Below are 15,812 nucleotides of genomic sequence, written 5' to 3' on the forward strand. Positions count from 1 at the left end.
ATTCGATGCTGATGATGCCGTTAGGCATGATTCGTAATCAAAATTAGACTTTTTGAACAACCTCTAAGTGCGAATTGCGTACCTGCTTGGCGATCATATACAATGTAGTTACAACATAGCCCGGACCATCGTGTCCGGGTTGTTTTGTCATACATAGGGCTGAAGGGCATGAATGAATATTAACGAACTGAGGGATAGAGACATGATTATAGAGGAATTGGACGCTGAACTAATGGAATGGTTGAGTGGGACAAATCTGGAGCATAAACAGCATGAAGCCATGCAACTGCTGACCGTATCTGAGGATCAGTGGCCGCATCAGGCCATGATCAGTATGGGGGAAGTGATTGCGATAAATCCGCATCAGCTTAGACTGGCTCTATGGCAAGGTACACAGACCAGTATGAACATGAGCAAAACAGGCAAGGCTACCTTGATTGCGGTTCAAGGACATCGATTGCTGCATATTCGTACAGAAGTAGAACGGCTTCCTGAGATGAAGGGGGCTGTCCATCCGAGAGATCGTTTTGAAGCACAAGTGCTCCAGGTACGTGTGGATCACGCGCCATATGCGGAGATCACTTCAGGAATAACCTTTCAATTAAAAGATGAACTTGGAGCAATTACACGCTGGAAAGAGACAATTGAAGAATTACGAAAGTAGGCAGGAGTAGCTAAGTCAGTTGAGTACCCGGTGATTGGGTAATAATGAAGAAGAAAACAACAAAAAACGCCTCCGCTTGCATCGGGACGTTGTCACTGGTACAATAAAAAATGGTTTTCAGAAAATTAGAACTAATTAACATATAATTAAAATGTTTACTTTCTAATAATTATACCATTGCCTTTTCGGGCTTGTCAAATGGGATTTTGAGGACACAATCCGGGGAAAGAGGGGCTATTAACATATGAGTACAGATCAGCAATGGAATGAGGAACAACAACGGGTCAACACCGTGACCGATCAGATTGAACGCAAGATCACAACGCTGGAAGATGAAGTTGGTTCCTTCCGTGACGAAGTGGTTGGCATGAGAAAAGACTTCTGGGACGAAGTCACGATGAACTTTAGCGAAGCGGATGATGTCGGGGAGACTTCAACCAGCATGCGGCAGCAGTCACAGGTATTGTCCGATCGGGAGCGCAGTCATCTCAATACAGCGGCTGCGTTGGATAAAATGAAACGACTGCATCATTCACCGTATTTTGGGCGCATTGATTTCAAAGAAGATGGATATCCAAATGCAGAACGCATTTATCTCGGCATTGCATCGTTGCTGGATGAGAAGGAAGAATCTTTTCTGGTTTACGACTGGCGTGCGCCAATCTCCAACCTGTATTATGACGGAGCACCGGGTCCAATCACGTATCATACACCCAGTGGGGAGATCAGCGGTGATATAGAGATGAAGCGACAGTTTGTCATTCGGGATGGTCGTATCCGGTTTATGTTTGACACAGGGGTCACGATTGGTGATGAGTTGTTGCAGGCCGTGCTCAGTCGAACTTCGGATGCACAGATGAAGAGTATTGTAGCGACCATTCAGAAGGAGCAAAACCGGATTATCCGTAATGACCGGACACGAATGCTCATTGTGCAAGGCGCAGCCGGCAGTGGCAAAACATCCGCGGCGCTCCAGCGTGTGGCATATCTTCTTTATAAATACCGCGAGCATCTGCAAGCGGATCAGATGGTTCTTTTTTCACCAAATCCAATGTTCAACAGTTATGTCTCCACGGTACTGCCTGAGCTTGGGGAGGAAAACATGTTGCAAACGACCTTCCAGGAGTATCTGGAGCGCCGTTTGGGTCGTGAATATCAACTGGAAGATCCGTTTATTCAGCTTGAATATGTACTTACGGGGACGGAAGATCCCGATTACGATGTTCGCATGTCCAGCATTCGCTTCAAGTCGTCCGAAACGTTCCTCAAGGTGATTACACGTTATAAGGAAAGTATGTTGTCAGGTGGCATGAAATTCAAGCCGGTTCGCTTCCAGGGCCGAGCGATTGTCACGTCAGAGGCTATGGCTGAGAAATTCTACAGTTTCGAGTCATCCGTTAAGCTGGTGAGTCGACTGGAGATGTTACGGGACTGGATGCTGAAAGAACTGTCTGCCTTTGGTAAAGGTGAACTGGATGCGCCTTGGGTTGATCAGCAGCTTGATCTGATGGAGCCGGAGGATCTGCAACGTGCGTATCAACGGTTGAAGCGCAAGCAAAAAGGAAAGACCCATACGTTTAATGACTTCGAGCAGGAAAGAGGGATTCTGGCACGTATGGTGGTCAGTGACCGACTCAAACCGTTGCGAAAATGGATTAAGTCCTTACGATTCGTTGATATAAGACAATTATATGCACATCTATTTAACGATCAGGCTCAGATGGAACGATTACTGGGTGATGAAGCGCTGCCTGCTCAATGGGATGAAATCTGTAAGATGACTTTACGCAGATTGAAGCTTCAGGAGTTGGCATATGAAGATATTACGCCATACTTGTACTTGCGTGAGCTTATGCTTGGATTCCATATTAACTCGAATATTCGTCATGTCATTATTGATGAAGCCCAGGATTATTCTGCGTTTCAGTTGGCATTTATGAAGAGATTGTTCCCACGGGCGAAAATAACAGCACTTGGTGACTTTAATCAGGCAATCTATGCCCACTCTTCAGTACTTAGTGGAACAGGACCTTTGACTAACCTGTACGGACCAGACAACACGGAAGTCATTGAGCTGACCAGAAGTTATCGATCTACCCGGGAGATCGTGGAGTTTACACGTGGCATGGTGCCTGGTGGGGAAGAGATTATTCCATTTAACCGCAGCGGTGAGAAACCTAAAGTGATCGTTTCTTCTGATTCAGAGCGTCATATGAATGTCATCACGACAGACCTCAAGCACTTGATTAAGGAAGGGTACGAATCGGTTGCAGTTATCTGCAAAACCGCCGAAGAGAGCAGAGACGTACATGCTACATTGAGTAAGGCGCTGCCCACAGCACCGAAGTTAATCAAAAAAACGACGCTGGCTTTTGAGCAGGGTGTTCATGTCATCCCAGCGTATCTGGCCAAAGGTGTGGAATTCGATGCAGTCCTGATCTATGACGGCTCTGCGGAGCAGTATGCTCAGGAGCATGAACGCAAGTTGTTCTATACGGCTTGCACACGAGCGATGCATCTACTGCACGTTTACTGCGTGGGCGCACTTAGTCCGTTCATTACCGCCCAGTCGGAAGAAAAGTATGATCTTGGCAAGGTGTCTGCTGCGCAAGTGGACTGACATAACACTTCATATGCATGAAGAAGGCTTCCGTTCAATGGAACGGGAGTTTTTCTGTATATGATACATATATCGGGAAGAAGCTAGCTTAGCGAGGGAATTATACGTGATGAGGTTACAGCCATATAGGTGATCGTATTGATAAAAATACCTAACGTGAATTCGTAAGGATTGGGTCCCGTGGATAAAAATGACTTGATAATTTGTATTCAAGGACAATGGATGTGATTTTTCTTTACACATGAGGTCCGGACTCATATAATCGTAACAATATATTTTTTTTGGATCGTTTATTAAAGGAGGCAACAAAATGAACAAATCATCTTTTGAACGGCCACTTATGGCCGATTGTGTACCGGATCTGGTCGCTACAGCACGGGGAGATTTGCCAGCGACTTTGGTCATTCGGGGAGGTACGCTGGTAAACGTGATATCGGGTGAGATTTTACCTGAGATGTCCATAGCTGTACAGGGAGCTCGAATCGCTTATGTCGGTAAAGATGTAAGCCACACTATCGGAGAACATACGAGGATTATTGAAGCAAACGGTAAGTATATCGCTCCTGGTCTGCTGGATGGACACTGCCATATCGAAAGTACACAGATGAAAGTAACCGAGTTTGCGAGAGCGGTGTTGCCTTCAGGCACAACCGGAGGTTTCTTTGACCCTCATGAGATCTCTAACGTGCTTGGCCTCAAAGGTCTGAGACTGATGCTGGATGAAGCGCGGACCACACCGATGGCTGCTTATATGCAGGTGGCTTCCTGTGTGCCTTCCACGCATCCAGGATTGGAGACAACAGGTGCTTATATCGGGCCTGAAGAGGTAGCTGAGGCTCTTTCCTGGGGTCCGGACATGATTGGTCTTGGTGAAGTGATGAACTTCCCTGGAGTGGTCTATGGGGATGAGACGATGATTGGTGAGATACAGGCAACGCTCCGGGCAGGTAAAGTGGCAGACGGTCATTTCACCTGGGCTGCAGATGACTGGCGTCTGCCAGCCTACGCAGCGAGTGGTGTTACAGGGGATCATGAATGTGTGACCAAGGAAGATGTGGTTGAACGTCTGCGACTCGGAATGTACGCGAAGATGCGTCAAGGTTCGGCATGGCATGATGTGGCTGAGACGATCAAAGCCTGCACTGAGCTTGGTCTGGATACACGCCGGATGATGCTGGTGACCGATGACCGAAGCTCTGAATCGCTGCTCAAAGAAGGACATATGGATTTTGTTGTTCGTCTCGCAATCTCCCAAGGGGTGAAGCCGGTTACGGCTTTCCAGATGGCAACCATTAACACGGCTGAGCGCTTTGGTGTTGCGCGCGACATTGGTGCGATTATTCCGGGCAATATAGCCGATATTATTCTGCTGGACGGCCGGTTGGCGGATGTACGTGTGGGCATGACGATTGCTGCCGGGCAAGTTGTAGCCGAGAATGGGAAAATGACGGCGGTCTGGGACAGCTTCACGTATCCGACAGAAGCACTGAACACGGTGAAGTTAGAAGCTAATATTCAGCCGGAAGATCTGGAGTTGGCTGCACCGATTGCAGAGGGGACGATTGGTGCCAAAATCATTCATGTGACAGAGAACCATGTGGATACAAAGGAGAAACACCTGCCTGTTACCGTAGAGAACGGCAAGGTTGTGGTTTCAACTTCAGGGGAAGTATGCAAAATTGCGGTATTGGAGCGTCACAAACAAACCGGGAATCGAGCGGTAGCGCTTGTTGGAGGCATCGGCTTCACATCACCTGCAGCGATTGCGATGACAGTTGCTCATGATAGTCACAACCTGTTGATTATCGGTAATGATGATGCATTAATGGCTGAAGCCGGTAATCGCGTCATTCGTATGCAGGGCGGGGTGGCCGTGGTAACGGCAGCAGGGGTAACCGAATTCCCGCTACGGATTGCAGGTTTGATGTCAACCGAATCTTTTGAAGTCGTTGCGGCCCAATCGGCAGCAGTCAGTGAAGCTTTACAGTCCGCAGGATGTACGTTGAATAATGCGTTCATGACGCTTTCGTTGCTCGCGCTGGTTGTGATTCCAGAATTACGTTTGTCCGACAAGGGGCTAGTGCGGATCTCGGCAGAAGGTATTGAACTGGTGTCTCTTTTCGATGAAGTGGTTGATAATACACCTGTAGCTCCATCGGGTAATGAATGAACGGAAATGTCGACTAGGCATCATTAAATAGGGTTCCATATAAAGCCGCCTTAGGGCGGTTTTTTGGTGTGTTTTGAGAGAAAACGCTTTCTAGGTCTTCTGAGCTTGGTGTACATATGGCAATAATGACTGAAGTCATGCTGGAATAAGGATTGAATTTGAAAATAATAAATAATTGTGACTTTTGAACTATACATACAGAACTACGAATTCCCGAAATATAGTTATATGATTCTTTCGTCGTAAGTCTTAAAGATGATATTGCATATAAAAGCAATCCGAATTCGTCGTACCTAATAAGTATCCATTAAATGAATATGAAACGACACAATTTCATCCAGATTTGCACGTCAGAGCTGATAACTTCAGAGGGAGTGTACAAATATGAAAAGCAAAAGGGGTTACCGTTTTATCTTATTACTGAGTTGTTTGATCTTGTGTGCGAGTACAGCCTGTTCTTCGAAAGCCGTTGCCATTGGTTCTGTGGATAGTTATGAAACGATTCATGGTAACCTTGATGTGCCGGTAAGAGCGACGTGGGTGTGGGACACAACCCAGATTCGAAGCAATCCTCAAGAGTTGTTAAATTACGCTACAGCGAATAAGATCAATACGATCTATCTGCAGATGAACCGGGATGTAAAAATTCCTGATTATAAAAGTTTTATCCGTCAGGCCAGAGCCAAGAACATTGCGGTTGACGTCATGGATGGAAGATCAGCGTGGGGATTGACGGAAAGTCGGGAACAGATTGCATCTTTCCTGGACTGGATCGAGGCATATCAGGCGCAGGCGTTGTCCAATGAGAAATTTGCTGGTATTCATCTGGATATTGAACCACATGTGCACCCGCAATGGAAAATCAATCAAGCCAGTGTAATTACCCAGTGGCAAGGCAATGTGGAGTATATTGTTGAGCGAGCATCACGGATGAAGATGCCGGTAGCGGCTGATCTGCCTTTCTGGCTGGATAACTACAAAATTCCGGGTTCCACGATGGCCGTAAGCAGTTGGATGATTCGCAAGTTTGATTCCATCACCATTATGGCTTACCGCGATACAGCTGCTGCAATCTATAGTGTAGCGAAGGATGAACTTGCAGAAGCAGCTCTGCTTGGCAAGACGATCTCAATCGCCGTGGAAACAAAGCAAAGTAAGGAAGGCGACTTCATTACTTTTTATGAAGAGGGATCTGCTTATATGGAAGCACAATTAAAATTGGTCGAAAAAATGGCTTCAGTACATGCGTCCTTTAACGGTTTCTCCGTACATGAGTACACTTCATGGAAGACACTGAAAAAGTGAGAAACTGTTAAGCTTCAAAGCGTAAGGCTGATAGCGGCCAATGAGATGAGTTCTAACTGAGACAATGTGGCTCAGATCAGATCGTTACCTCACTCGTTCCCAGGAAAGTTGATAAAGTAGATAAAGAAGGTGTTTGCAGCTGAATAGCTGTGAGCACCTTCTTCTTTTACACCCTTTTACACCTGTACCAGGGCAGACTCCACTCCTACGTTCTCATAGAACATTTTGCGATACTGTGAAGGTGTAGTGGCTTTATGCTTTTTAAATGTAGTGATGAAGTAGCTTAGATGCTCAAAACCCACATCCATGGCGATATCAACAATTTTGTGATCCGTATTCTCAAGCTGAACGCAGGCCTGTTGAACGCGGTAATAGTTAATGTAATCAACCGGGGTTTTCTGCACCATCTGTTTGAAGAAACGGCAGAAGTGTCCTTCGCTCATATTGGCTTCATCGGCCAGTTCTTTCAGCTTTAATGGTTCAGGATAACGTTTGTGGATGTACCCGAGCACGGATTTCAGGCGCTCTACCTTGTCATGACTCCCAGTAGCCACAGTGCCTTTGAGCGGAGCAGGTCTCATATGTTCGAACATTCGGGCAAATATGAGGTACAGGTACGCTTTTGTTGACATTTCACACGTTTCGGTTCGGGTAGCATGGTCTGCAAATATGCGTTTCAGGAGATCCAGAATTTCTTGTCCCCAATCCTCATCTGCCTTGATATGGCTGGGGGGAATCACCGTTTTGCGTACCAGTGGACCGATGAATTTCTCTTGGACCGTATCGAAGGTACGGCTGCCAAGCAGTTCGGGATTAAATACAATGGAAGAGAATACGCAGGGCACATCACCCTTCAGATACCCCGCATGAATCTCGCCTCTATTGATGAAAATCGCTTCTCCAGCTTGGACCTCAACAGTGTTCATATCGATCTGAAAGACGGCGCAGCCCTGGGTCACCATGGTGAACTCCATCTCATCATGCCAGTGGCAATCGAGAATGCTATCCCCGTTCAGTTGTTGAATATCCGGGTACACACTGACGGGATACATGGCATTGCCGTGAATCCGGTCTTCCCGTAATCGTTCACGTTCCATATCAGATTCTCCTTTTGTATCATTATTAATGTAATCGTTTCCATAGATTGGTGATGATGTTCAAGAATCGGATGTTTATTATCAAAATCGTGATATATTTGGTCAAAATAAGAGAAGAAATTCGTTATTAATATCAATATTATTATAATATAACCAAAGGGGGAAAGAAAACATGAAATTTACTGATGGATTCTGGATGACTCGTGAAGGGTACCAGATTCAAAACCCGACTGACATTCGTGATATTGTGCAAAAAGATAATTCTGTGACCGTATATGCGGCAACTAAATATATTCGCAGCAAAGGCGACACGTTGAACGGTACATTGCTGAAAGCAACGTACAGCTCACCAATGCCTAACGTTATTCGTGTAACCTTGAATCACCATAAGGGCGGCGTGAAAAAAGGGCCTGTATTTGAGCTTAACACACAAGAAGCCAACGTTGAGGTCTCAAAAAATGAACAAGGTGCTGTTTTGAAAAGTGGCAACCTGGAAGTTCAAATCGACAAAACAAACGGTTGGGACGTTAGCTTCCTATATGGAGGAAAACGGATTACAGGTAGCGGTCAAAGAGCTGCCGGTTATATTACAGGTCCAAGCAAGGAAGCGTACTTCCGCGAGCAGCTTGATCTCGGTATTGGTGAATACGTTTACGGACTCGGTGAGCGCTTCACACCGTTTGTTAAGAATGGTCAAATCGTCGATACCTGGAATGAGGACGGCGGTACAAGCAGTGAGCAGTCCTATAAAAACATTCCGTTTTATTTGTCCAATAAAGGATATGGCGTATTTGTAAACCATCCGGAACGCGTATCGTATGAGATTGCATCCGAGAATGTATCTAAAGTTCAGTTCAGCGTAGAAGGCGAGACGTTGGAGTACTTCATTATCGGCGGTGACAATCCAAAGGATGTACTTGATAATTATACGAAATTAACAGGTAAACCAGCGCTTCCACCGGCATGGACTTTTGGTCTGTGGCTGACAACATCATTCACAACGGATTATGATGAAGCAACGGTTAACCATTTCGTAGATGGCATGGCTGAACGTGATCTTCCGCTGTCTGTATTCCATTTTGACTGCTTCTGGATGAAGGAATACCAATGGTCTGATTTCGTATGGGATGAAGCGATGTTCCCGGATCCGGAAGGCATGCTTGCACGTCTGAAAGAGAAGGGCCTTAAAATCTGTGCTTGGATCAATCCATATATTGCAGAAAAATCCTACTTGTTCGATGAAGGTATGGAGAACGGTTATCTGGTGAAAACAGCGGATGGCAGCGTATGGCAATGGGATATGTGGCAAGCAGGTATGGCTCTGGTTGATTTCACAAATCCGGATGCTGTGAACTGGTATAAGAGCAAGCTGGAAGTCCTGCTGGATCAAGGTGTAGATTCCTTCAAGACCGACTTCGGCGAAAGAATTCCGACAGATGTTGTGTACTTCGATGGTTCTGATCCCGTTAAAATGCACAACTATTATACACAGCTCTATAACAAAGCTGTATTTGAATTGCTTGAAGAGAAGATTGGCAAAAACGAAGCTGCCCTGTTTGCACGCTCTGCAACAGCAGGTGGTCAACAGTTCCCGGTTCACTGGGGCGGTGACTGTTCTTCCACGTATGAATCCATGGCTGAATCACTTCGTGGTGGCCTCTCACTGGGGCTTTCCGGTTTCGGATTCTGGAGCCATGATATCAGTGGTTTTGAAAGCACAGCGAGCCCTGATGTCTACAAACGTTGGGTACAATTCGGACTGTTATCTTCACACAGTCGCCTGCACGGAAGCACTTCGTATCGTGTGCCTTGGCTGTTTGACGAGGAATCCGTGGACGTTGTTCGTGACTTTACCAAACTCAAAATCAGCCTGATGCCGTACCTGTACAATTCTGCGGTGGAGTCAACGGTAAAAGGGATTCCGATGATGCGCGCTATGCTGCTGGACTTCCCAGAGGACCCAACAACATACAGCCTGGATACGCAATATATGTTTGGCGATTCGATCCTGGTGGCTCCGATCTTCAACAAAGAGGGTGATGTTCGTTACTACCTGCCTGAAGGAACTTGGACGAACTATCTGACTGGAGTGAAAGTACAAGGTGGACGCTGGATCAGTGAAAACCATGACTTCAAAACACTGCCAATGATGGTTAAGCCAAACAGCCTGATCGCTGTCGGTGCGGTGGATAGCAAACCGGATTATGACTTTGCAAATGATGTGTCCTTGCACTTGTTCGAACTGGTTGATGGTCAAACGGCTCAAGCGGTCGTTGTGAACCAAGCGGCTGAACAGGAGCTGACAGTTAACGTTACACGTAAGGGATCAGTGCTGGATGTTCGTGCTGAAGGTGCAGGCAAACCATGGAACATCGTGCTTCGCGGTATTGAAAGTGTATCCAGCGTTGAAGGTGGTTCCCAAGTGTCTGGTGCAAATGGTGTTGTTGTTACAGCAGCAACAGGCGCAAGCGCGCTTACAATCCAACTGTAAAATGATATAGTAAAAGAAAAGGACGGTGCCGAAAGGTGCCGTCTGTTTGTCTACGATGATAGGAGATTGAATGAAATGAGTACAATGAATTCCGGTTTGCATTGCACGATATCAGCAGAGATGCTGCATCATCTGGTAGAAATTAATTTTGGAAGCGATACCAAAGTGAAGGTGTTTGGTCTCCTGCAAGGTGGACTTTTTAATACAACCTATCGGATTCAACTTGAACATACACCCTATACGGATGTGATTTTACGTTTGGCTCCAGAGCGGGGAGAGATGGCGGCTGGTTCTGCGAGTGATCCCCTATTTTCGTTTGAACGCACGATGATGTCGGCTGAACCGATTGTGTATGAATATTACCGTAAGGCAGGCATTCCTGCTCCCAACATTATCGCTTGTGATGACAGCGGATCGATCATTTCAAGAACGTACATGTTTATGGAGTTTATCCCGAGTAAGCAGCTGGATCACGCATCGATTTCAGATATAAACAAAGAGCGATTGTACCATCAGCTTGGCGCCTATACCGCCATCATGCATCAGATCGAGGGTGCATCGTTTGGTTGGCCGCAGGGGGACGGTTCAATTAAAGGCTCGGATCAATGGTCCGAGGTGCTGTACTCTTTTGCAGAAGAAACAGCACTTAAAGCGGCACGAGCCGATTATATGCCAGGTGTGGGAGAAGAGATCGCTGCTATTTTCATGCAAAATAAAGACTTATTTGATCAAGTGACCCGTCCGGTACTCGTTCATAATGACCTGTGGGAAGCAAATGTACTTGTTCATCAGGAAAATGGTGAGCTGAACATTGCGGCCATCATTGACGGAGATCGTTCCATGTTTGCAGACAGGGAGTTTGAAGCCATATTGTCGTCAGAATCAGTGGCTTTTCATGAAGGATATGATCGTCCACTGGACTCATCCGCTGAAGGACAGGCACGCAGGCTTGCGTACCGAATACTGTCTTCGTATTTTAATGCCTACGTTCATGAACATCAGGTCAACCAACCTGAAGATGGTCAGAAGTATCGCCAGCGCACGCTGGATTTACTGCAGCAATGGAAGCAACTTGGACTTAACTAATTCGCAGGGGGAATGAAGGATGAAGGAGTATCATCAATACCCGATGTGGGATGCGTCACTTTCACTTGAGGAAAGGTTGGCTGACCTGATTGCACGATTGACAACGGAGGAGAAGATCAGACTAATTCCTACACGCGAAGCAGCCGTACCAAGACTGGGCATTCCAGCCTACAACGTTGGGGGCGAAGCTGCCCACGGGGTTGCATGGAAAGGGGAGGCAACGGTATTTCCGCAACCGCTCGGTCTATCCAGTACCTGGAATACAAGGCTCATGCGGGAGATTGGTTCAGTCATTGGCGATGAAGCGAGGGCATACCATCACTGTAATCCTGAGGTTCACGGGTTAACATTGTGGGCACCAACGGTTGATCTGGAACGTGACCCACGCTGGGGCAGAACGGAAGAGGGATATGGCGAAGACCCGGTCCTCACGGGAGAAATGTCGGCAGCACTCGTTAAAGGCATGCAGGGAAATGATCCTTTTTATCTTAAAATGGTCGCGACATTGAAACACTTTTTTGCCAATAATAATGAGAAAGATCGTCTGAATTGTTCATCCAGCATCGACCCTCGCAATCTGCGGGAATACTATCTAAAAGCATTTGAAACGCCATTTGTGGAAGGCGGAGCCTTGTCCATGATGACAGCTTACAATTCCATCAATGGTACACCTGCCATTGAAAGTCCATATGTGAATGATGTGGTTAAGGGTGAGTGGGCGATGCCAGGTTTCATTGTATGTGATGGTGGAGACCTGTCACAGACGGTGAATTATCATGGTTATCATACCAGCCATGCTGAGTCAGCAGCAGGTGCATTGAAGGCAGGAGTGGATTGTCTTACAGATGAAGTTGATCTTGTTGTATCTGCTCTGGAGGAGGCTCTTGACCGGAATCTGTTGGAGGTCACTGATTTGGACCGAGCGATTCGTAACATCTTTGGTGTGCGGATGCGACTTGGACAACTGGATCAGTCGGGGCAAAATCCATATGCGTCTATTCCCGAGTCGGTATTATGTGCACCGGAACATGCCAAGCTTAGTTATCGTGCCGCTGCCGAATCCATTGTTTTGCTCCAAAATGATGGATTGCTTCCGTTGCAGCCAGAAGCGTTGCAGAAAATCAGTGTGATTGGACCCCTTGCGGATGTTGTCTATACCGATTGGTACAGTGGCACACTGCCTTATCGTGTATCCGTCCTCGATGGACTGCGTAATCGACTACCTCAATCAGACATAACGTATGCAGATGGGAATGACCGTATTCAGCTGAAGACAACAGACGGTCAGGTTATAACCTTGGGTGCGGAAGGTACACTCATCGCTGTACCGGAAGCCAGTGTACCTACAGCCGCCGAATTTGTACATCAGGATTGGGGTTGGGGAAGTCATACGCTGAGGAGTGTGAACAATAACCGATACGTTAGTTTAACCGAGCAAGGCATATATCAGGCAAACGCACCGGAGATTGGTGGCTGGTTTGTGAAGGAAGTTGTTCGTATAGATCCTCAAACGGATGGAAGTAACACCTTGCGGACGTGGAACGGTATTCCGCTTGGGCTGAGCGAATATCAGGGACAGTCTGCTGTATCTCCACTCCCACCACAAGGAGAACAAACTACAGGTACAGGTAAAGGTACAAATCCGAATGATATTGGTGACTCTGGACACTTAAGTCAAACACCAGGCAATACACAGAGACCTTCTGCATTCAATATTGATATTGTGAACAGCGGAATACAACAAGCCGTAGAAGCTGCACATAGCAGTCAGGCATCTGTCGTTGTTGTTGGCAACAGCCCATATATCAACGGCAAAGAAGAAATTGACCGCCCAAGTCTGCTGCTTCCGCCGAGTCAGGTCGAGCTTGTCAAAGCCGTGTGTGAAGCCAATCCCAATACAGTGGTTGTCATTATGGGCAGTTATCCATTTGCCTTGCAGGAGTTGAAAGGTATGGCCCGCGCAATCGTTTATATGACACATGCAGGTCAGGAATTGGGGAACGCGCTTGCAGATGTGCTGTTAGGTTATTATGCCCCAGCAGGCAGATTGAATATGACTTGGTATGAAGACGAATCACAGCTTCCTGACATGATGGATTATAACATCATTCAGAATGGCATGACCTATATGTATCATGAAGGACCGGTTCAATATGCATTTGGTCATGGCCTGACGTATTCCGAATTCGAATACGAAGCGATTCGTGTAAGTCGAAGTGCTCCGGAGGAATCCACCACCACAGATCAATTGAAGATTGAAGTGGAGGTACACAATACAGGTGAACGTGACAGTGATGAAGTCGTACAGATCTATGGATCTTCATATACCTCCCGAGTGAAACGTGCTCAGAAGCAACTGCTTGCTTTCCGTCGTGTTCATGTCAAAGCAGGGATGCGTGTTACGATAAGTTTCGAGGTTCCTGTTCAGAAGCTTGCGCTATGGGATGTTACCCGAGATCGATACTGCCTGGAGACAGCGACCTGGGCCATCCTGGCAGGGCGTTCTTCCGCAGATATACGTCAGTCGGCTGATATTAAAATTGAAGGTGAGACGATTCCTGATCGCCCGCTGCACTTGCTTACCTTTGCCGAGAATTACGATGCTTGTGCAGGTGTTCTACTGGATGAATGTCTGGAAGGACGTTCGGCAGTTCGGGCAATCACTCCCGAGGAACCTTTATATCGAGAGGAGCAGTCGTCTTGGATCGCTTTCAACCATAATGCTGTTCAAGAAGTACAAGGATTTGAAGCCAGAGTGGCAGCTTTTGGGGAAGAGGGCAGACTGGAGATTCGTTCCGGAGGACTGGAGGGCGAACTGCTCGGTGTGTGTGAAGTTTCTGGACCTGGAGGCAGTGTGAATGGGAAAGATATCAAGTGGGCAACGGTTCAGTGTTCGCTTGAGGCGCCACATAAGGTGAATGCGCTATATATTGTCTTCAAAGGTGGAGCAGCGTTACGGCACTTTAGATTGTTGTAGTTGTAGCATGTCCTGAATAATCAACCTCCGAAACAAGCACAATAATGCTGTTGTGTGTAGAATCTGTAAAGGTGGTTGTGGTATGAACGATAAAAAGTGGGACCTCGTCGCACTTGCTTCCATCCCTTTAATTATGACCTTGGGTAATTCCATGCTTATACCGATCCTGCCACAGATTGAACGTGAGTTGAAGGTATCTGCATTTAAGGTCAGTATGCTCATTACAGTCTACGCTGTAGTTGCCATCCTGCTTATTCCTCTTGCAGGGTACTTGTCGGATCGTTTTGGCAGAAAAGCAGTTATCATTCCCAGCCTCGTTATTGCAGCCGTCGGAGGTGCTGTCGCTGGTGTGGCAGCATGGATGCTGAACGGAAACATAGCCTACTGGACCATTCTGGGTGGCAGGTTATTGCAGGGGATAGGTGCTGCCGGCGCATTTCCTATTGTTATCCCGTTGGTTGGGGACATGTTTAATGATGAGAATGAAGTAAGCAAAAGTCTGGGTATCATTGAGACCTCGAATACGTTTGGTAAAGTCATAAGTCCGATTCTGGGTGCAGCGCTGGCAGTCTGGTTGTGGTATGCGCCATTCATGGCTATTCCTATCCTTTGTGTGCTTTCGCTGGTTCTTGTTATTTTCCTGGTGAAGACTCCCCGGAAAAAAGAAAAGCCTCCCACCTTCCCTGAATTTGTAGCATCCATTCGTGACGTATTAAAAGAAAAGGGACGCTGGTTGTATGCGTTGTTTGCAATCGGTGGTATTTGCATGTTTGTCATCTTTGGTGTGTTATATTATCTATCCGAGACGCTGGAGAGCGAATTTGCCCTGAAAGGTGTACTTAAAGGACTTGTCCTTGCGATTCCGCTGGCAGCGTTATGTCTTTCTTCTTTCCTGGCAGGGAAGTGGATTGGGAAGAACAAAACACGAATGAAATGGCTCGGCTTTGCAGGACTTGCGCTTCTGACGGTATCCCTTGGCGTTATAGGTTTATTCGATAATATTTATGTTGTAGTAGGTCTTTTCACATTGGGAAGTGCCGGAATAGGTGCAACGTTACCATGTCTGGATGCCTTGATTACAGAAGGCGTGGACAAAAAACAGCGGGGCACAATCACGGCTCTGTTCAGCAGCATGCGATTCATTGGGGTATCTCTCGGTCCGCCTGTCGTTTCTTTGTTGATCGGTTCTCATCATTTCCTGCTTTTTGGTGTGCTCGCCGCGTCTGGCGGCGTGGGCGGATTGCTCACCTTATTTGCAGTTAAACCGGATAAGGGAGATCAACCTACTTCAGGAAGCAAGCAGAAACAGGATGAAACATCTATGGATGTGATCGAGACGAGTAGAGGGTATGTTTCCATAGGTCGCAAGAAAAGTCCATTTTAGATAGACGGTGCTGTATGC

The 15,812-nt window shown here is 46.8% G+C and carries 9 protein-coding genes; 8 read left to right on the forward strand and 1 reads right to left on the reverse strand.

Annotated features, from left to right (window positions below; translation table 11 throughout):
- Window positions 1-172: 172 nt before the first annotated feature.
- The 4 genes from MHI48_RS10845 to MHI48_RS10860 all read left to right on the forward strand — a co-directional run bounded on the left by MHI48_RS10845 (window position 173) and on the right by MHI48_RS10860 (window position 6,759).
- The gene (locus MHI48_RS10845) at window positions 173-664 is read left to right on the forward strand and encodes a hypothetical protein (protein ID WP_081745914.1); all 492 of its coding nucleotides are present in this window, start codon (window positions 173-175) and stop codon (window positions 662-664) included.
- 244 nt (window positions 665-908) lie between these two features.
- Window positions 909-3,284, forward strand: coding sequence for an RNA polymerase recycling motor HelD (gene helD, locus MHI48_RS10850; protein WP_036609543.1), 2,376 nt, complete (start codon window positions 909-911; stop codon window positions 3,282-3,284).
- 310 nt (window positions 3,285-3,594) lie between these two features.
- Window positions 3,595-5,454 carry an adenine deaminase gene (locus MHI48_RS10855; protein WP_282321971.1) on the forward strand — a complete coding sequence of 620 codons (1,860 nt, stop codon included), beginning with the start codon at window positions 3,595-3,597 and terminating at the stop codon, window positions 5,452-5,454.
- Between the two features lie 384 nt (window positions 5,455-5,838).
- Window positions 5,839-6,759, forward strand: coding sequence for a hypothetical protein (locus MHI48_RS10860; RefSeq protein ID WP_076326905.1), 921 nt, complete (start codon window positions 5,839-5,841; stop codon window positions 6,757-6,759).
- Window positions 6,760-6,935: 176 nt separating this feature from the next.
- Here MHI48_RS10860 and MHI48_RS10865 read toward each other — a convergent pair whose 3' ends face one another.
- Complete coding sequence (locus MHI48_RS10865) at window positions 6,936-7,856, reverse strand: AraC family transcriptional regulator (protein WP_127543864.1); 921 nt, start codon at window positions 7,854-7,856, stop codon at window positions 6,936-6,938.
- Window positions 7,857-8,028: 172 nt separating this feature from the next.
- Here MHI48_RS10865 and yicI point away from each other — a divergent pair, with 172 nt between their 5' ends.
- From yicI to MHI48_RS10885, 4 genes are all read left to right on the forward strand, one after another.
- Window positions 8,029-10,347, forward strand: coding sequence for an alpha-xylosidase (gene yicI, locus MHI48_RS10870; protein WP_076326903.1), 2,319 nt, complete (start codon window positions 8,029-8,031; stop codon window positions 10,345-10,347).
- Between the two features lie 75 nt (window positions 10,348-10,422).
- Window positions 10,423-11,433, forward strand: coding sequence for a phosphotransferase family protein (locus tag MHI48_RS10875; RefSeq protein WP_405143932.1), 1,011 nt, complete (start codon window positions 10,423-10,425; stop codon window positions 11,431-11,433).
- 19 nt (window positions 11,434-11,452) lie between these two features.
- A complete protein-coding gene (locus tag MHI48_RS10880; protein WP_076326901.1) occupies window positions 11,453-14,410 on the forward strand; it encodes a glycoside hydrolase family 3 C-terminal domain-containing protein in 2,958 nt (985 codons plus the stop codon).
- Between the two features lie 82 nt (window positions 14,411-14,492).
- Window positions 14,493-15,794 (forward strand): MFS transporter, encoded by a 1,302-nt coding sequence (locus MHI48_RS10885; RefSeq protein WP_076326900.1) that lies wholly within the window; start codon window positions 14,493-14,495, stop codon window positions 15,792-15,794.
- Window positions 15,795-15,812: the final 18 nt, after the last annotated feature.

The organism is Paenibacillus sp. FSL H7-0942 (assembly GCF_045040715.1).
In the GTDB taxonomy this organism is placed as follows: domain Bacteria; phylum Bacillota; class Bacilli; order Paenibacillales; family Paenibacillaceae; genus Paenibacillus; species Paenibacillus amylolyticus.

What these genes read in the sequence shown, in the direction of transcription:
- MHI48_RS10845 (WP_081745914.1), top strand. Translation starts at nt 173, where the DNA reads ATGAATATTAACGAACTGAGGGATAGAGACATGATTATAGAGGAATTG.
- helD (WP_036609543.1), top strand. Translation starts at nt 909, where the DNA reads ATGAGTACAGATCAGCAATGGAATGAGGAACAACAACGGGTCAACACC.
- MHI48_RS10855 (WP_282321971.1), top strand. Translation starts at nt 3,595, where the DNA reads ATGAACAAATCATCTTTTGAACGGCCACTTATGGCCGATTGTGTACCG.
- MHI48_RS10860 (WP_076326905.1), top strand. Translation starts at nt 5,839, where the DNA reads ATGAAAAGCAAAAGGGGTTACCGTTTTATCTTATTACTGAGTTGTTTG.
- MHI48_RS10865 (WP_127543864.1), bottom strand. Translation starts at nt 7,856, where the DNA reads ATGGAACGTGAACGATTACGGGAAGACCGGATTCACGGCAATGCCATG.
- yicI (WP_076326903.1), top strand. Translation starts at nt 8,029, where the DNA reads ATGAAATTTACTGATGGATTCTGGATGACTCGTGAAGGGTACCAGATT.
- MHI48_RS10875 (WP_405143932.1), top strand. Translation starts at nt 10,423, where the DNA reads ATGAGTACAATGAATTCCGGTTTGCATTGCACGATATCAGCAGAGATG.
- MHI48_RS10880 (WP_076326901.1), top strand. Translation starts at nt 11,453, where the DNA reads ATGAAGGAGTATCATCAATACCCGATGTGGGATGCGTCACTTTCACTT.
- MHI48_RS10885 (WP_076326900.1), top strand. Translation starts at nt 14,493, where the DNA reads ATGAACGATAAAAAGTGGGACCTCGTCGCACTTGCTTCCATCCCTTTA.